Origin of the sequence: Erythrobacter longus (assembly GCF_000715015.1) — a bacterium.
Classification (GTDB): Bacteria; Pseudomonadota; Alphaproteobacteria; order Sphingomonadales; family Sphingomonadaceae; genus Erythrobacter; species Erythrobacter longus.
Window position 1 is genome coordinate 695176 of sequence record NZ_JMIW01000001.1, and the last position, 18391, is coordinate 713566.

Consider the following 18391-nt stretch of genomic DNA (forward strand, 5'->3'; position numbering starts at 1 on the left):
AACGATTTCAAAGAAGTCGGACAGAAAAGTTGAAAAATCTTGAAATATCGGAGCTTTGTTTAGCCGAGCCTAGGCAATAACGGCTTTTACGGCGGCTATTGCATCCGCCGCTTTTGTGACATCTGGACCACCTCCTTGCGCCATGTCGGGGCGGCCGCCACCACCTTTACCACCAAGCGCCTCAACGCCTGCGCGAACCAGATCGACCGCGCTAAACCGGTCGGTAAGGTCGTCAGTCACTGCCGCTGCGATACTTGCTTTGCCGTCATTTACCGCAACGATTGCGGCGACACCGGAGCCAAGCCGCTGCTTGGTCTCGTCGAGCAATGGCCGCAGCTCTTTGGGATCAAGGCCTTCTAAGACCTGTCCGCTGAAGGCGACGCCACTGATCTCTTCGTCTGCTGGACCAGGGGTCTCGAGCCCTGCTCCACCACCACCGCCCAGCGCTAATGCTTTTTTGGCCTCGGCGAGCTCTTTCTCAAGGCGCTTTCGCTCCTCCATCAAGGCCGTAATCCGACCCGGCACTTCCTCAGGGGTTGCGCGAATCACACTGGCCGCAGACTTCAGCGCTTCTTCGCGCGCGACCAGCCATTTGCGTGCTGCTTCACCCGTGAGCGCTTCAATCCGGCGCACACCAGAAGAAACCGCGCTTTCAGAAATAATGCGAAACAGGCCGATATCGCCGGTCGCTTTCACATGGGTTCCGCCGCACAGTTCAACTGAATAGTTGCGACCTGAACCACCCGTGCGGCCCATCGATAGCACCCGAACTTCATCGCCATACTTCTCGCCAAACAGGGCCAAGGCGCCAGCCTCAACCGCATCATCGGGGCTCATCAACCTCGTGCTGACATCCTCATTGGCGAGAATTTCCGCGTTCACCTCGGCCTCGATTGAGGCGATTTCTTCCGCTGAAAGAGCCTTGGGATGCGAGAAATCAAAGCGCAGGCGATCATCGGCGACCAGTGACCCTTTTTGCGTGACATGATCACCCAGTTGGCCGCGCAATGCGGCATGAACAAGGTGCGTGGCAGAGTGGTTGGCGCGGACCTGATTGCGGCGCGTGATATCCACTTCAAGCTGCACATTGTCACCAACTTTGACCTCTCCTGAGTTCACCTTTGCGTGGTGCGCGTGAAGGCGACCCAACGGTTTGCTCGTATCGGTAACTTGCGCGGTCAGGCCTTCAGGCGTGCTGATAGTGCCGGTATCACCGGTTTGACCGCCGCTTTCACCATAGAAAGGCGTCTGGTTGGTCAGGATGACCACCTCATCGCCTGCCGATGCGCTTTGCACTTCTGCGCCATCCTTGACGATTGCAACTACACTGCCCTCGCCCGAGGTCGCCGTGTAGCCGGTGAATTCGCTAGCCCCTTCGCGATCGGCAATGTCGAACCAGATTTCGTCTGATGCCGCATCGCCTGACCCCTTCCACGCTGCGCGCGCTGCTTCTTTCTGGCGGGTCATTGCCGCGTCAAAGCCTTCCCGGTCAACCGAAATGCCGCGTGCGCGCAGGGCATCTTCGGTAAGGTCATATGGAAAGCCGTACGTGTCGTAGAGCTTGAACGCGGTCTCGCCATCAAGCCGACCGCCCTCGCCCATATCGCCGGTTTCCTCGTCGAGGAGTTTCAAGCCCTTATCGAGCGTCCTGCGGAACTGTGTTTCTTCGCGAAGAAGCACCTCCTCAATCAACGCCTGTCCGCGTCCCAGCTCAGGGTAAGCCTGACCCATTTCGGTGACGAGCGAAGGCACAAGGCGGTGCATCAAAGGCTCGCCCGCACCCAGCAAATGCGCATGACGCATAGCGCGGCGCATAATCCGGCGCAGGACATAGCCGCGCCCTTCGTTAGACGGCAGCACTCCATCCGCCATCAGGAAGGAGGTAGAGCGCAAATGGTCTGCGATGACACGGTGGGATGCTGTTGTGTCGCTAGTGGCTGCAACGCCAGTCAAACCTTCAGATGCAGCGATAAGAGCCTTGAATGTGTCGGTGTCGTAATTGTCGTGAACACCTTGCATAACGGCTGCGATCCGTTCGAGGCCCATGCCGGTGTCAATCGACGGGCGCGGCAATTCCTTTCGCATGCCGTCGGCCGCTTGATCGAATTGCATGAACACGAGGTTCCAGATTTCAATAAAGCGGTCGCCGTCTTCATCAGGGCTACCCGGAGGGCCACCCGGAATGTGATCGCCGTGATCGTAGAAAATCTCTGAACACGGGCCGCATGGTCCCGTCTCGCCCATGGACCAGAAATTGTCATTGGTTGCGATGCGGATGATGCGATCTTCGGGAAGGCCTGCAATCTTGCGCCACAAATCGAAGGCTTCGTCGTCTGTGTGATAGACCGTGACCAACAGTTTCTCGGCCGGAATGCCCCATTCGCGGGTCAAAAGAGTCCAAGCGTGCTGAATTGCCTGCTCTTTGAAATAGTCGCCAAACGAGAAATTGCCGAGCATCTCAAAGAAGGTGTGGTGGCGCGCGGTATAGCCGACATTGTCGAGATCATTGTGCTTACCGCCAGCACGCACACATTTTTGTGAAGATGTTGCACGTGGTCCTGGAGGCGTCTCCAAACCCGTAAACACGTTCTTGAATGGCACCATCCCCGCATTCACGAACATAAGCGTGGGATCATTATAAGGAACGAGCGGCGCACTTGGCACAGCAAGGTGGCCTTCACCTGCAAAGAAGTCGAGAAAGGAGCGACGGATATCGTTTGTTGAAGTCATGCCTATAGCCGAACCACTGAATGTTGTTGGGCGTGCAGGTAAGCCATGCACTCCGCAGCGACAAGGGAAAGCTCACCTGTGATTTGCGATCAGCGTAGCCATGTTGCAGCATGGCACGGTCCTTAAGCGCTGCATGACCCCATAGGCAAGCAACGAAAGACCGGCGCAAACCCTAATTCCGCCAATAAAGGAGGAAGCGATCTGCGCCGGTATTCCATGTTTCCGGGCAGCGACACACTAGGTCTCGCTCTTGTACTGCTCCAAGCCAATCCGAGGCATCAGGAGCGCCCGCTTGAGGATATGAACTCTCAGTCCGCGTCCGGACCGGTCATCATTTCCTCGGCGACCTCATCAGTTTTACCGCGGATAGCGGCTTCCAATTTGTCGCAAACTTCAGGGTTTTCCTTAAGGTAAAGCTTGGAGTTTTCGCGTCCCTGGCCAATTCGCACGCTGTCATAGGAATACCAGCTTCCCGACTTTTCAACGATACCAGCTTTTACCCCAAGATCGAGAATCTCACCGATTTTGGAGATGCCCTCTCCGTACATGATGTCAAATTCGACCTGTTTGAAGGGCGGGGCAACTTTGTTCTTCACCACTTTAACGCGGGTCGAGTTGCCGATCACTTCATCGCGGTCCTTGATCTGACCGGTGCGGCGAATATCAAGGCGAACCGAGGCGTAGAACTTGAGCGCATTACCGCCCGTCGTTGTCTCTGGGTTACCGTACATCACGCCAATTTTCATGCGCAATTGGTTGATAAAGATAACCATGCACTTGGAACGGTTGATCGAGCCGGTGAGCTTGCGCAGCGACTGTGACATCAGACGCGCCTGAAGGCCAACGTGGCTATCGCCCATCTCACCTTCGATTTCTGCGCGCGGCACCAGAGCCGCAACCGAATCGACTACCAAGATATCAACCGCATTCGAGCGCACCAATGTATCGGTAATCTCAAGCGCCTGCTCGCCTGTATCAGGCTGAGAAATGATCAATTCATCAATGTCCACACCAAGTTTTTTGGCATAAACAGGGTCAAGCGCGTGTTCTGCATCAACGAATGCCGCCGTGCCGCCGGCCTTTTGCGCTTCTGCAATGCAGTGCAGCGCAAGCGTTGTTTTACCAGAGCTTTCCGGGCCATACACTTCGACAACGCGGCCCTTTGGAAGGCCGCCGATGCCAAGCGCGATGTCGAGGCCAAGCGAGCCGGTCGAAATCGATTCAACCTGCATCGCCTCTTTCGAGCCGAGCTTCATCGCAGAGCCTTTACCAAAGGCACGATCAATTTGTTGCAGAGCAGCGTCCAGCGCTTTTTGACGGTCCACGTCTTTTTCCTTGTCTACGAGCTTCAGTTGCGTAGCCATCGCATGCACTCCTTCGCTTGCCTAGGCCGGATTACGAACTTTTAACCGGCCTTTTGGGAAAGCACCTTTGCCGCCCCCTGTTGGAAAGCATGTATCGCATTTGTTCTTATGGAACAAGAGGGGAACATAATTTTTTTCTTATGGGCCAGTGGCAGGGGGCCTTTGGGAGGTCGCTTTAGGCGCTCTTGGCCTCGCTCTTGGCTTCCTGTGCTTCAGCCATCACCATGGCGACTTTGTCTGTGATCACCGCAACGCTAAAGGGTTTGGGAAGGAAGTGCATGTGCGGGACATCAATGTCTTTGCGCAACGCCTCTTCGGCGTAGCCTGACATGAACAGAACCGGGATTTGCGGGTTTATCTCACGAATGGCGCGGACCATGGCGGGGCCATCCATACCGGGCATGACCACATCGCTGACGACAATGTCGAACGCGCTGCCTTCCTGAAATGCCTCAAGCCCCTCTTCGCCATCAGCGCAGGCCGTGATTTGATAGCCCGCGCGTGCAAGCGCCCTTTCCGCAACCGCGCGCACCATATCCTCATCTTCCACCAACAGTATCCGTCCACCTGCCGACCAGTTGGAGGATTTTTGGGGGGCTGAGTCCTTACGGCGCTGCGGCGCTTCGCCAGCGTGAACGGGCAGATATATCGTAAAGCGTGCGCCCATCGGACGGTTTGACGAATCCATCACATTATCGGCGAAGATAAAGCCGCCTGTCTGCTTTACGATCCCGTACACGGTCGAAAGGCCAAGCCCTGTGCCCTTGCCCAGCTCCTTGGTTGTAAAGAAAGGTTCGAAGAGTTTAGGCAGAACCTGAGCCGGAATCCCGCCACCGTTATCCTGAACAATCAGGACGGTGTAATCGGCCGCTGGCAAAATCTCTGAGCCAAGCTTTACCACTTCATGCGATTTCACGCTGCGGGTTAGCAGCGAAATGCGCCCCTTCCCATCTTCTTTGCGTGTACGCCCACGTGCACCGTTCGTGTTGATTGCATCGCGCGCGTTCACGGCAAGGTTCATAATCACCTGCTCAAGCTGCTGAGGATCAGCGCGCACTTGACCAAGATTGCGGTCATGCTGGACATGATAGTCGATTTTCTCGCCAAGCAGCCGCTTGATAAGGGGACCCACTTCGCTGACCACATCGGGCAGTTGCAGGATCTCTGGCCGCAAGGTTTGCTGGCGCGAGAAGGCGAGCAATTGGCGGGTCAATGACGCAGCGCGGTTGGAGTTGGCGCGGATCTGCTGGATGTCGTCATAGTCGCTATCGCCCGGCGTATGGCGCAAGAGCATCAGATCGCACGTCCCGATAATTGCGGTGAGCACGTTGTTGAAATCATGCGCCACACCGCCTGCCAATTGCCCCACGGCTTGCATTTTTGTGGCCTGTGCGACCTGGCGTTTAAGCTGAGTTTGTTCCGAACTGTCCGCAAGGCTGAGCAGGACGGCCGCTTCACCAAGGCCGCGCACACCTGCAAGACCAAGCGACACTGGTTCATCGGGTTGGGAGGACAGTCGCACCGCCATATCGCCGCGCGACGCAGGACCCCGGCCATAGCGGCGCACAGCATCGGAAAGCGGTGTTTTATCTTCGCGCACCACAAGGTCGGTCGGGAAAGCCGGCAATTCACCCTCGTCCCTGCCAACTGAGCGAAGGAAGGCTTCATTGCCAAACAGAAACCGCCCATCGCGGTCGGTCATCGCAAGGCCCAGCGGCAATTGCGCAAGAAGCGCCTCTAGCTGAGCGACGCCGGCCTGTGCCGATCCATCCCAGCCGCTACCAACGCCAACGCCGCTATCGACCAGGAGCATCAGGGTCGTGCCCTGCTCTGGTGATGGCGCGGTGCCAGCAAGGGGGGCTTCCGATAATGGAACATCAATCAGCGTTTGAGGGGTTCCGCTGCGCCCTTCGCGGGCAAAGAAGATGCGCTCACGTTCATCAGCGCGAAGGAAGGATACGAGCTCTTGCCCAACCAATGTAGCGGTCGGATCACCAACCGCCCTCTCCGCAAAACCAGCGCCAACGCTGCGAATGGTACCATCGGAACCAGTGATCACAGCTTCAATCCCTGCACGGCTTAAAATACCGCTCAGTGGTCCGGACAGATCAACTTGAAGCGCCTCGCTGGCAGTTAGGACAATCTTGCGCCTAAAGCGCCATATGAGGTGATCGTCCCCTCGCCCTGCACGCGTTGCCTGAACAGCCCACGTGCGCAGCTTGCTGTCACTAAATTCTTCGATCACCGCCTCACCATCGCGCCAAGCATTGCGCGAAGCACGGTTGAGCGCTTCTAGAGCAGGACGCTCGGCATCCAGCATGGGCGGAGAGGCCTCTGTACCAAAGGCGCCAAGAAACACTTTGTTAGCGCAAACCAGCCTGTTTGCCCTGTCGGTGATAGCGATCGCCACAGGGAAGGTATCGTTCTCCGATTCAATCGCAGCGACGGTCACGGACCAATCCGGGGTGGCGATCTCGGCTTGATGAGACGTGCTGGTGAACCGTTCTGCGGCGAACGCCCCCAGCAACAGCACGAGAAGACCTCCGATATAGGCTCCTGTCATGACCGGGCTGGCAGTGACTGCAAAGATGAGCCCGGCACTCACCAAAAGTGCGAGCCCGACGATGATAGTGAGAAGCTTGCCGGGATTGTTATGCTGGACATTTCCAGCAAGGATGCCGCTCACATCTTTTTGGGCAATTGTACCATTTGCCGGAATCGTTACCGGACCCGTTGTTGGCTTGTCATCAATGTGTGCAGATGTGCCAGTCACGCCTTCTCCGGTCACGCTTTTGCCGCTCGCGCTCTAAATTACCATAATCACAAGCAGACACTGACCATTGGCGGTCGGCGTCTATCGTATCTGGCAAAGACTATTACTTCGCGCCGTGCCCCGGGTCGAGGCTTGCCGTCTCAAGATCGAGGCGTTTTGCCCGTTTGCGTGCAATTTTGCGGGCAACAATCACGCGCCAGATACCGCTGGCGGCGAGATAGCCGATGGAGGATGTGACAACTGCCAACACAAGAAAGCCAAGGACGGTAACGCCAGCAACCTGAAAGGCATCGACGATATAAACCCACCAAGTGCTATCGGCCTGCGCCAGGACCATTTCGGTTGCGGTTGAATCGATCCGCAAAATGAAATTGCCGACGCGGTTCGCAACCACTGCCCAAAAAGCAATGGTGAACGGGTTTGTGACGAAGGTTACCGCCGCGGCCAAAGGTACATTGGCGCGTGCTGGCCATGCCAGAAATGCCGCCAGAAAAATCTGACCCACAGGGATAATGAACGCCGCGAACAAACCCAAGGCCACACCGCGGGGAACCGAGCGGCGGGTAAAGCGCCACAGCTCCGGGTTCAGAAAACGGTGACCGATAGGTGCCAAATATCTGTTTTTAGCCATTTCCTCACGGCTTGGCATGGTGCGGCCAAGACGATGCTTCATCCAAATCCACGGATTGGGAAAGAAGCCAGGAGATGATGGTGAATGCGCGCTCATTTACAGAACCGCCTTCCGCAAGCACGCGAGAGCGCTGCAGAGCGATGGCTGAAAAGAGAAGTGTGTTCCACCATGGTCATTCATATGGGTAGCACAGGTCATCTGACCAATGGGTGAATTGGAATAGCGACAAAATTACTTTGTTTTGCGTCAAAATGATGACCGCCCTAGTGGAAAGCGACCCTAAGACCGCTCTCGCATAAGGCGCGCTTTATCGCGTTTCCAATCGCGTTCCTTGACGCTGGCGCGCTTGTCATGGGCCTGCTTACCCTTACCCAGAGCCAGCTCAACCTTCGCCCGGCCTGTCCGATTAAAATAGATTGAAAGCGGCACCAAAGTCATGCCTTTACGCTCGACCGCGCCAAACAGCTTGTTGATCTCGCGCGAATTTAGCAGCAGCTTGCGAGGGCGTTTGGGTTCGTGGTTCAAGCGGTTGCCGTGGCTATATTCGGGGATGTTGGCGTTGATTAGCCAAACCTCGCCATCGCGCACTTCGGCATAGCTTTCGGCAATAGTCGCTTGTCCAGCGCGCAACGCCTTTACCTCTGTCCCTTGAAGAGCAAGCCCTGCCTCAAACTTGTCTTCGATATGATAATCGAACCGCGCACGGCGATTTTCCGCGACGGTTTTGAGTTTATCAAAGGTTTCGGGTTTGGGTCTTGCCATGGTGGTGTGCCAGATAGGCGCACACTTCTCGCTTGCCAAGCGGCGTGATTGAAGCGCAGTGAGTTCCAAGCATTAAATCAATGGCATGAAGGTTCCTCAGTTGACGGATTTTACCATAGGCGGCGAGACGGTTTCGCCGGGCAGTCAGGCCGATATCGGTTTGCCCATCACAACAATGGCAACCGGCTACAGTTCGCAGCTCGCCGTTCGTGTTCTGCATGGCGCAAATCCGGGGCCTGCCGTCTTTGTGAGCGGTGCCATCCATGGCGATGAGATTATCGGGACCGCTATTATCCAGCGCCTTGCGACCTATCTTTCGCCCGAAACACTAGCAGGCACGCTTATGCTGGTGCCGGTTGCCAATATCTTCGGTTTTCTAAGCCACAGCCGCTACTTGCCCGACCGCCGCGATCTCAACCGCTCCTTTCCCGGCAGTGCCAATGGTTCGCTCGCAGGTCAGGTCGCCAATGTGTTTTTCAACGAAGTGGTCGCCCGCGCATCTCTTGGTATTGATATTCATTCTGCCGCGATCCACCGCTACAACCTCCCGCAAATCCGCATTGCTGCCGATAACAAGAGGCTGGTCGAACTTGCCATGGTTTTTGGCGCGCCTGTGATTATCGAGAGTCCTTTGCGCGATGGGTCAATGCGTTCGCTTGCGGCGAATGAAGGCGTCGACATGCTCTTGATGGAAACGGGCGAGGCGCTTCGCTTTGACCGTTTCTCAATCGATGCTGGTGTATCGGGCATCACGCGCGTGCTTGCCCATCTGGGAATGATCGAGCCAGACGAAACCCTTGCCCAAATGAAAGCGCCTGCCCGGTCGAAAAAGACCCAATGGGTTCGTTCACCGCGAGGCGGGGTTTCGCACCGTATGCGCAAATCGGGCGATGCGGTGAAGAAAGGCGATCTGTTGGCAGCGGTATCGGGACTATTCGGCGAAGAGCCTGCAGAAATCCTTAGCCCGATTGACGGGATTGTCATCGGGCATGCGACGCTGCCGGTGGTGCATCAAGGTGATGCGATGTTCCATATCGCCCATGTCGACCACCCTGAGCGCGTGGGTGCACGGATCGAATCCTTGAGCGATGCGATCTATGCCAGCGAACCGGAAGGCTTTGCTGAGACGCTTCTCGATGAAGACGAAGTGCTTTAGACGAGCCCGGCATGCTCTAACGCTGCATCCACCGCCCTGCGCGATTCTTCGGAAGCCTCCACAATCGGCAGGCGCACGCTGGGCGAAAACCAGTCGTGCACGCGGCTTAGCGCATATTTAACAGGCGCAGGGCTCGCGTCTGAGAACATTGCATAATGCAGCGGGAAGAGGCGGTCATTCAGCTCGCGCGCGCGCTTCAATTCATTATTGTTGATCGCCTCCTGGAACTCCGCACACAGAGCCGGCGCAACATTGGCAGTCACCGAAATCGCGCCCCTGCCCCCTGCAGCATTGTGCGGCAGCCAGAGTTCATCATTGCCCGACAGCTGACAAAAATCGCGGCCAATTCCCATGCGGTGGTCAGCCACACGGCTCAAATCGCCGCTGGCATCTTTGATCGCCACGATCTGTTCGGGATACTTCTTGACGAGCTCCACCACAGTTTCGTCTTCGATGTCGGTCACCGTGCGCGAGGGGACATTGTAAAGGACGATGGGAAGGTCGCTTGTTTCTGCCAGATAGCTGAAATGCGCGATCAGACCTTTTTGGCTGGGGCGATTGTAATACGGTGCAACGCACAGCCCTGCTGCTGCGCCTGCTTTCTTTGCAAAGTTCATATGCAAGGCAGCATTGCGGGTGTCGTTTGACCCGCAACCGGCAATCACCGGCACGCGCCCTGCAGCTTGTTCGATGCACACCTCAATCACGCGGTGATGCTCAGCATTCGACAAGGTCGAAGCCTCACCAGTCGTCCCGCATGGGACAAGCGCCGAGCTGCCATTTTCGATTTGCCAATCAACGAGTTTGCGAAAAGCGCTCTCATCAAACGATCCGTCCCGAAAAGGAGTCGCTAGAGCGGGAATGGAGCCGCTGAACATTGCTAATTTCCTGTATTGATCAATAGATGCAAAATTGGTTGAAAGGGGCATCAACCGCCCTCTCGTTCAGCGCCTACTAAGGAGCCCAGCGGCATTATGTCCAGCATGGTCAGAAAATTGCTTACATCACCGCCAGTTCTCACAAGCGCTATGGCAGCTCTTGCCGCCTGTTCTTTGGGAGCGATTTCAACTGCGTCTTTTGCGCAGACGGGCACACAATCCCCGCGCGGCAACATGGTCGCTGGCCAGCCGCAATTTGCAGGTGCCGCGATTGCGCGATGGGAACAATTGCAGGGTGACGCGACGTACACCTTCTCAACCTATGCGGGCTTTGCGCTCAAATATCCCGATTTTCCGCGGATGGAGATCATTCGCAGCAAGGCCGAAAGCCGCCTTGACGAAGAAGCGCCTTCGCAAGCTGAAATCCTTGCGTTCTTTGATGCCAATCCGCCGCTCACGAATGCAGGGCGTGCGCGTTACGCCTTGTCGCTTGCGGCGGCTCAGCGCGGCGATGCCTTTGAGGTTGCGCGCGAAGCATGGCGCGGCGGCGAAATGTCTGGCCCTACAGAAGCCTATTTGACTGGCCTTTATGGATCACGCTTTACGCCAGAAGATCACGCGGCGCGTGTCGATGCGTTGCTGTGGCAGAGTGATGCTGAAGCGGTTGAGCGCAATCTGATCAATCTTGCCCCCGGTGAGCGCGATCTGGCGCTTGCAAGGCTTGCGCTGGTTCGCGGTTCTTCGCCTTCTGCGGCGGGTCTGGCAACACCTGCTGGTGCCATGAACGATGCGGGTTACGTGTATAATCTTGCGAGCTATCACCTTAAACGCGGGGATCGCAGCGCTGCGATCAACCTTTTGAAGAACCGTCCTCAACTCGCCTCGCCTGCCTTTGATGCAGAAGGGCTTGTGGGTGTCATGCTGACAAGCGCTGAGGCGGCCAGTGTTTCAGACACGGTCAGGATCGCGAGCAAGGTTGATGATCTTTTTGCGCCGGAAACTGACATTTCCAAAGGCTCTTTCCGGCTGCGCGACCGCTATACCGATCTTATGTGGAAGGGGGGGCACGAATGCCCTCTGGCGCCTTGGCGATGGCGCAACCGCTGCGCCTATGTTTGACCGCTATGGTGATGCAGCGCGCACACCTTTGACCAAGTCCAAAGGATATTTCTGGGCAGGTCGCGCGGCACGTCAAGCCGGTATGCAAACGGATGCCGCCCGCTATTTTGAGAAGGCGGCGGAATATCCACATTACTATTACGGACAACTTGCGCTTGGCGCTCTGGGCCGTCCGATGCCTACATTTGCTGAACTTCCAACGGTCACGATGGACGAGGCCACGCGCGCTGAATTCGAAGCACGTCCGCTTGTACAGGCCATCCGCTCCATCGCGAGCAACCGTCAAAAATGGCAGACCGAACGCCGTTTCTTCCAAGCCATCGGCGCAAGTGCAAAGACACCAGAAGATGTCGCAATGTACGCGCAGCTTGCCGAACAAACGGCTCTGCCTGAAATGGCAGTGGTGCTTGGCATGGAAGCAGGCGCCAATGGCATTAAGGGCGTTGAGCGTGCAGGCTTCCCCATCGTTCCAACCCCGCGTGTCAACGATTGGACCATGGTCCATGCTATCGCCCGGCAGGAAAGCGAATTTGACCGCACTCGGCAAAGCCACGCGAACGCGATTGGCATGATGCAACTTTTGCGCAGCACCGCGCGCGAGGAAGCGGGTATTCTTGGCATCCAATATATGAGCGCTTCACTGACAGAAGACCCGCTCTACAACATCACTTTGGGCGATGCTCACTTCTCACGACGGATGAACCTTTATGGCGGCGCTTATCCGCTTGCGATTGCGTCTTACAACGCAGGTCCTGGGCGTGTGCGTCAATGGGTTCGTCTCAACGGCGACCCACGCAATGGCGGCATCGATTGGGTCGAGTGGATCGAGAAGATCCCGGCCAATTTCGAAACCCGTTATTACGTCATGCGAGTCATCGGCAATGCGGTCACATATTCGCATATGTACCCGAACGAAGCTGGCCTGCCGCGTACTGTCGATCGCTTCCTGCCCTAAGGCCAGCATCCATGGCGAGTAAGCCGGGCCCACCCATCACGCCAAAAGGCATGGCGGCGCTAAAGGCGCGATATGACCATTTGCTCGGCAAGGAACGACCCGAGATCGTCGAGATCGTCAGTTGGGCCGCAGGAAATGGCGACCGCAGCGAAAACGGCGACTATCTTTATGGTCGAAAGCGTATGCGCGAGATCGACCGCGAGCTTGGCTATCTATCGCGGCGCATGAAGGCGTGCCGCGTCGTTGATCCGTCTGAGCAACCCAACAAGGCCCGCGTGTTCTTTGGCGCCCGGGTAGAGCTTGCCGATGAAGATGATGAACGCATGACGGTTCAAATCGTGGGCGATGATGAACAGGACGCTGGCACAGGTAGAGTTGGGTGGTCCTCTCCCATCGCCAAAGCGATCAAAGGCGCATCAATCGGGGATTTGCGCACAGTCAGGCTTCCCGGCGGCCTTAAAGAATGGGAAGTGATGGCGGTGCATTATGATTAAAGCTGCCCCTACGCTCACCGCCCTTATCGCAGTTTGCGCATTTGTTGTGCCCGCACAGGCGCGTGATAGCCTTGGCGTCTATTCCAATTGGGCGGCCTTTCGCGATGACAGTCCTTCGCGCTGCTATGCCATTGCTAAGCCGCGTTCTGGTTCACCCGGCCCGTATGCCAGCGTAGCCACTTGGCCGGACAAGGGCCTTCGCGGGCAAGTCTATTTTCGCCTCTCGCGCGACGCGGGAGAGGACACCGGCGCAACCCTCACCATCGGTGACAGGAAATTCGAACTTGTCACTCAAGGCCGCAACGCTTGGGCGACAAACGCCTCGGTGGATGCAGGGGTCATTGCCGCGATGCGCTCTGCCACGCGCATGACCGTCACCGCCCGCAGGGCCAATGGCGCGCGCTTCTCCGACCGCTACAGCCTGGCGGGGGCCGCCACTGCGATGGACGCAAGCGTCGTCGGCTGCGCCAACAATCGCTCGAGAGGTTAGAGGCTGACAAACTGCGCGCGCACGCATATATGCGCGAGGCATCATGGCAGATACGAACCTAATGACTATTCCCGGACAAGTTGATCCGGTTCCCGTCGCGCGTGACATCACGCCGCGCGAAGATGGCCGTCTTGACCTTATGGGCGTTTCTCGTGCGCGCATCTGTGAGATTTTTGTAGAAGCGGGCCTTGATCCGCGTCAGGCAAAGCTGCGGTCCAAACAGGTCTATCACTGGATTTATCACCGCGGCGTCACCGACTTTGACGCTATGACTGATATTTCCAAGACAATGCGCCCGTGGCTCAGCGAACGGTTTGTGATCGGCAGGCCCCATGTGGTTGAGGCGCAGCATTCATCGGATGGCACCCGCAAATGGCTGCTTCAGACCGATGACGGCCATGATTTTGAAATGGTGTTTATTCCCGACGCAGATCGCGGGACGCTGTGCGTATCCTCTCAAGTGGGCTGCACGTTGAATTGCACCTTCTGTCACACCGGCACCATGCGTCTTGTTCGCAATCTCACCCCGGGGGAGATTGTCGGACAGGTGATGCTGGCCCGTGATGCCCTTGGCGAGTGGCCCAAAGGCGTCATGGACGGCCTCGATGAGGCGGAGGATGCCGGTGACTACACATCTGATGGCCGCCTGCTCACCAACATCGTCATGATGGGCATGGGCGAGCCGCTCTACAACTTCGACTATGTTCGCGACGCGTTGAAGCTGGTGATGGATGGCGAAGGTCTTGCCCTGTCAAAGCGCCGGATAACCCTGTCCACCAGCGGCGTCATCCCAGCGATGGAGCGTTGCGGTGAGGAAATCGGCGTCAATCTCGCGGTGTCGCTCCATGCCGTTAACAAGGAAGTGCGCGACGAGATCGTGCCCTTGAACAAGAAATACGGGATCGAAGACCTGCTACAGGCATGTGCCGACTATCCCGGCGCCTCCAACGCGCGGCGGATTACGTTTGAATATGTGATGCTCAAAGACAAGAACGACTCAGATGAAGACGCGCATGAGCTTGTCCGTCTTCTCAAAAAGTTCAATTTGCCTGCCAAGGTGAACCTTATCCCCTTCAACCCGTGGCCAGGCGCAGAATATGAATGCTCGACGCCTGAACGGATCAGGGCATTCAGCAACATCGTATTCGAAGGCGGCATCAGCGCGCCGGTTCGCACCCCTCGTGGCCGCGATATCGATGCAGCATGCGGGCAATTGAAGACGGCGGCGCAGAAAAAGAGCCGGGCGCAAAGAGATCGTGAAGAGCTCGACCGAGAGGCGGCAGCACAAACAGGTTAGTCAGGAAGGACCCTTGAATGACGAGTGATCTTGACAAGGCAATGGCCATTATCGGGCAGTCTCAGCAGACAATAAATGCGCAGCTGGTTGAAGAATTTGGCGAAGAGGACGACTTCGGTGAATTCGATCCCTCTAGCCTTCCACGCACCGGGTGGTTTATCGACAATGACCACCCGCAACTGCGTGCTTCCCACCTTGGAGATGTGCTGGCGCTTGACTATTACGGTCCTGATTATGGACCAGGATGGGATGCGTTGCTCAAGACCCTTTGTGAGCCGGAAGTCGCCAGAACCCTGGGCAGTTTGCGCATCGGTGGGCCAGATCAAGGCGCAAATGGCTCGCGCATCTACATGTTCGAGGATGTCATCAGCAGCGATGTAACATTCCCGAATTTGAGTACCCTGTGGATTAGACCAACCGACCCGGGCGATCACAACTGCAGCTATCTTGAGGATGGCGAACTAGAGGCAATGCTATCACAAATGCCTAGTCTGCAGTTGGTTACATTGCCTCAACCACTTGATCTTACCAAGCTGAAAACGCGGTTGGAGAAGCTTGAGTATCTCGAATGCGCATCAACTTACAGGCATTATCATTTCATCACAGGGCTTGCCGAAAGCGACCTTTTTCCAGCCCTCACTTTCCTGGATTTTGGCGACTCTTGGGGAGCATGGAATTCACTTCAAGAGCTCGCTCAAGGCGATGTCGCGGCGACTTCCTTTGCCGACTATGAGAAACTTGCGCGATCCGTGGTCGGCGAGCGCATGCGAGGCCTAAGGCTGCGAAACGCCCGGCTCAGCAAGGCAGAGTATCAGAAGCTGCAGGCGATCAGGCCAGACTGGCAGTTCAGTGTCGTTCTCGCCCCGCCTCACGTCTATGTGTCGCATTGGGATAAGACGGATTTCCCTTACGAGCACCTTTTGGTCGAGAAATAGCATCATCCAATGCCAGAAATCGATCCGGCCACTTTTGACTTCTACCAGTCTCAGGCTCCGCATTTCTCATTGAGCAGCGCCGCCGCGCATTCGCGCCATTTGGATGGGTTTCTTGATCGCCTACCCGAGGGCGCTCGTGTGTTAGAGCTTGGATGTGGAGCAGGCCGCGATGCTGCGCGCATCAAAGAGCGTGGCTTTGACCTAGATGCAACCGACGGCATTCCGGCAATGGTTGCCAAGGCCAATGAACGCCATGACGTTAATGCGCGTTTGTTGCCTTTCGATCAACTGGAGGCACACGGAGAATATAATGCAGTCTGGGCGCACGCCTGCCTGCTTCATTGCCCGCGCGCAGAGCTACCCCACGTCCTTGCCCGCATTCACCGCGCCCTGCGGCCCGGAGGATATCATTATGCGAGCTACAAATTGGGCGATGGAGAGGCCAAAAGTGACGGACGCGACTTGCTGGGCCGATTGCACAATTTCCCCTCGTCCGATTGGTTGATCCAAACCTATGATGAAGCCGCGTTTGAGCGCGTTGACAGCGAAGTCTTTGCAGGCAAAGCCAGCGATGGAACACAGCGCGACTGGTTGGCCGTCACGGTGAGGAAGATTTGAAACGCACGCTCGAAGCAATCTGCACCGGCACCGCCCGCCCCTTTAATGGCGCGGAACTGAGCGCATTTTTAAAACGCCCGCGCGAGGGCGTGGTGCAAATCCTTGAAGAAGGCCTCGCACCCGACGAACAGGCCGACCGCAAGAACCACGGCGGGCCGGATATGGCGGTGCATCTTTATCCGCTTGCACACCATGATTTCTGGCGCGAGAAAATCGGCGCGATTGATCTGCTCGATGAACCGGGCGCATTTGGTTCTAACCTTGCCATAAGCGACCTTGTGGAAACGCAGGTTCACATTGGCGACCGCTTCAGACTTGGCACCGCGCTGCTGGAGGTCAGCCAGCCGCGCAAACCATGTTGGAAGATCGAACACCGTTTTGGCGCAGCTTTAGGCGACCCGGACACATCAAAAGGCATGGTCGCAACCATCGTTAAAACCGCGCGGTGCGGATGGTACTTTCGCGTCCTCGAAATTGGCGAGGCCGAGGCGGGCGATGTTCTGGAACGCGTGGAAACTGGCAACCAGGACTGGACCATTGCGCGCGCCTCTTTCGCCTTGCACGCTGGGAAGGGTTCACAGCAAGACTACGCTGAGCTTGCAGCAATAGAAGCCTTGTCACCTAAAGAGCGCTCAAGGGCACGCGCGAAACTTGCGTAAAAACGAACGCACGCACCATTTGGTCGCAGGCGGCAATCGCTTCGTCTCTAAACACGGATTCCAACGCGTCGTTCATCTGGCGTTCGCCTTTGATGAACGAAATACCGATTCACGCCCATGAGGGGCTTGAAAGGAAACGCCGATGAAAACTGTTGCTATGATTGCCATGACAGGCTCACTCGCCGCTTTGAGCGTGCCCGCACAGGCCGCCGAGATTGCCCCTGCATCAACCGCTCCACTGATCGATATGAGCCTGACATCCCACTATGCGGATGATGACTGGGATGATGATGATCGAGATTATCGTCGGGGTCGCGGCTACTATAATGACCGGGTCTATGACCGGGACGGACGTTATCGCGAACCGCGCCGCCTTCGCAGCCGTGATCGCGTCTGGAGAGGCCGCGATGGCCGTTATTATTGCAAACGCGATAATGGAACGACCGGTCTTGTCATCGGCGCAGGCGTTGGAGCGCTTCTTGGACGCACGATCGATACACGCGGCGACCGTACCGTGGGCACACTGCTTGGCGGTGCACTAGGAGCGGTTCTGGGCCGGGAGCTCGACCGCGGCGATGTTCGCTGCCGCTAAACGCTGCTAAACATGACAAAAAGGGACGTACGTTCAGGCGCTAAGGCGCTCAGGCGAGCGTCCCTTTTTTGCTGACGATCTGGCACCGTCCTCCAATCCAGACATCGCCGTTTGCATCCTGCTCACACAAGACCAGTCCGTTCGCGCCGATCTTTCGCCCCTGCCCTGCACGGTATGAACCTGTTGCGAGGCCGGTGCCAAACAAATGGATCGCGACGCCTGCGTTAAAGCTACCCGTCACAGGGTCTTCGGTCAGGCGTTCGTGGGTATCGGCAAAGAATGCTCGCAATTCCCAATCGCGTTCAAATCCGGCCTCATGCGGGCCAGCGACTCCAATATCAGTGCCAAGCGGAGCCTTGGAAGCAGGCGTGGCTGCAAGCACATCTTCGGCGGATTTCAGGCGCAAAAGCTGCCATTTGGGGCCATTCACCACATGCACCGCCTCGACAAGTGACGCTTCGTCAATGCCCGTCGTGGCAATCGCAAAAGCACGCTCATCATCGGTTAGCGGTTCGTATTTCAGAAGCTCTGGCGCTTTGAAGGCAAGGTTGTTGCCGTCCACGCGCACTTCGACAAGGCCGATCCCGCATTCCTGCACCACGGTTCCTTCGCGCGCCGGTTTCCCGCCAGCGGCAAGCCACGAATGGCACGATCCCAAGGTCGGATGCCCCGCAAAAGGAAGCTCACCGCCGGGATAGAAAATGCGCACACGGTAGTCCGCCCCGGGCGCCGTGGGTGGCAGCAGAAAAGTTGTCTCCGAAAAGCCTAGCCAATTGGTGAAGGCCTGCATTTCCTCCGGTGACAGATTGTCGCCGCCATGGACCACGCCCAAAGGGTTGCCCGACAAAGGGCCATCACAAAACACATCGACCAGATCGCAGGTTGGCAACTTTCTCTCCTCTTCTTCGTATTGCCTCATGTGGCACCGAAGCACAGCT

At 56.9% G+C, this 18391-nt stretch carries 17 protein-coding genes; 10 read left to right on the forward strand and 7 right to left on the reverse strand.

The window, feature by feature from the left end:
* Positions 1-69: 69 nt before the first annotated feature.
* From alaS to smpB, 5 genes are all read right to left on the reverse strand, one after another.
* A complete protein-coding gene (alaS, locus tag EH31_RS03370) occupies positions 70-2730 on the reverse strand; it encodes an alanine--tRNA ligase (protein WP_034958074.1) in 2661 nt (886 codons plus the stop codon).
* Between the two features lie 308 nt (positions 2731-3038).
* The gene (gene recA, locus EH31_RS03375; protein WP_034958075.1) at positions 3039-4094 is read right to left on the reverse strand and encodes a recombinase RecA; all 1056 of its coding nucleotides are present in this window, start codon (positions 4092-4094) and stop codon (positions 3039-3041) included.
* 175 nt (positions 4095-4269) lie between these two features.
* Entirely contained in the window at positions 4270-6867 is a 2598-nt protein-coding gene (locus EH31_RS03380; RefSeq protein WP_422110910.1) for a response regulator, read from the reverse strand.
* 103 nt (positions 6868-6970) lie between these two features.
* A complete protein-coding gene (locus EH31_RS03385; protein ID WP_422110911.1) occupies positions 6971-7594 on the reverse strand; it encodes a DUF2062 domain-containing protein in 624 nt (207 codons plus the stop codon).
* Between the two features lie 183 nt (positions 7595-7777).
* The gene (gene smpB / locus EH31_RS03390; protein ID WP_034958903.1) at positions 7778-8260 is read right to left on the reverse strand and encodes an SsrA-binding protein SmpB; all 483 of its coding nucleotides are present in this window, start codon (positions 8258-8260) and stop codon (positions 7778-7780) included.
* Positions 8261-8360: 100 nt separating this feature from the next.
* Here smpB and EH31_RS03395 point away from each other — a divergent pair, with 100 nt between their 5' ends.
* Entirely contained in the window at positions 8361-9416 is a 1056-nt protein-coding gene (locus tag EH31_RS03395; RefSeq protein WP_241765813.1) for a succinylglutamate desuccinylase/aspartoacylase family protein, read from the forward strand.
* Here EH31_RS03395 and dapA read toward each other — a convergent pair.
* Positions 9413-10294 carry a 4-hydroxy-tetrahydrodipicolinate synthase gene (gene dapA / locus EH31_RS03400; protein WP_034958077.1) on the reverse strand — a complete coding sequence of 294 codons (882 nt, stop codon included), beginning with the start codon at positions 10292-10294 and terminating at the stop codon, positions 9413-9415. The genes EH31_RS03395 and dapA overlap by 4 nt on opposite strands.
* A gap of 150 nt (positions 10295-10444) precedes the next feature.
* On the opposite strand from dapA, the gene EH31_RS17915 reads away from it, so the two are divergent.
* The 9 genes from EH31_RS17915 (at position 10445) to EH31_RS03440 (ending at position 17453) form a co-directional block, all read left to right on the forward strand.
* Positions 10445-11413: a hypothetical protein gene (locus tag EH31_RS17915; protein WP_241765814.1), complete on the forward strand. Its 969-nt coding sequence runs from the start codon at positions 10445-10447 to the stop codon at positions 11411-11413.
* Positions 11406-12368, forward strand: a complete 963-nt coding sequence (locus EH31_RS17920) for a lytic transglycosylase domain-containing protein (protein WP_241765815.1) — start codon at positions 11406-11408, stop codon at positions 12366-12368. The genes EH31_RS17915 and EH31_RS17920 overlap by 8 nt, the downstream gene beginning before the upstream one ends.
* A gap of 11 nt (positions 12369-12379) precedes the next feature.
* A complete protein-coding gene (locus EH31_RS03410) occupies positions 12380-12862 on the forward strand; it encodes a GreA/GreB family elongation factor (RefSeq protein WP_034958078.1) in 483 nt (160 codons plus the stop codon).
* Positions 12855-13352: an invasion associated locus B family protein gene (locus EH31_RS03415; protein ID WP_034958079.1), complete on the forward strand. Its 498-nt coding sequence runs from the start codon at positions 12855-12857 to the stop codon at positions 13350-13352. Before EH31_RS03410 ends, EH31_RS03415 begins: the two co-directional genes overlap by 8 nt.
* Before the next feature lie 43 nt (positions 13353-13395).
* Positions 13396-14649 carry a dual-specificity RNA methyltransferase RlmN gene (rlmN, locus tag EH31_RS03420; protein WP_034958082.1) on the forward strand — a complete coding sequence of 418 codons (1254 nt, stop codon included), beginning with the start codon at positions 13396-13398 and terminating at the stop codon, positions 14647-14649.
* 41 nt (positions 14650-14690) lie between these two features.
* Positions 14691-15584 carry a hypothetical protein gene (locus tag EH31_RS03425; protein ID WP_152553441.1) on the forward strand — a complete coding sequence of 298 codons (894 nt, stop codon included), beginning with the start codon at positions 14691-14693 and terminating at the stop codon, positions 15582-15584.
* Positions 15585-15593: 9 nt separating this feature from the next.
* Positions 15594-16202, forward strand: a complete 609-nt coding sequence (locus EH31_RS03430; RefSeq protein ID WP_034958085.1) for a class I SAM-dependent methyltransferase — start codon at positions 15594-15596, stop codon at positions 16200-16202.
* Complete coding sequence (locus tag EH31_RS03435) at positions 16199-16861, forward strand: MOSC domain-containing protein (protein WP_034958086.1); 663 nt, start codon at positions 16199-16201, stop codon at positions 16859-16861. The genes EH31_RS03430 and EH31_RS03435 overlap by 4 nt, the downstream gene beginning before the upstream one ends.
* Before the next feature lie 142 nt (positions 16862-17003).
* Positions 17004-17453, forward strand: a complete 450-nt coding sequence (locus EH31_RS03440) for a glycine zipper 2TM domain-containing protein (RefSeq protein ID WP_034958087.1) — start codon at positions 17004-17006, stop codon at positions 17451-17453.
* 49 nt (positions 17454-17502) lie between these two features.
* Here EH31_RS03440 and EH31_RS03445 read toward each other — a convergent pair whose 3' ends face one another.
* On the reverse strand, positions 17503-18342 hold the full coding sequence (locus tag EH31_RS03445) for a PhzF family phenazine biosynthesis protein (protein WP_034958905.1): 840 nt from the start codon (positions 18340-18342) through the stop codon (positions 17503-17505).
* Between the last annotated feature and the right edge of the window lie 49 nt (positions 18343-18391).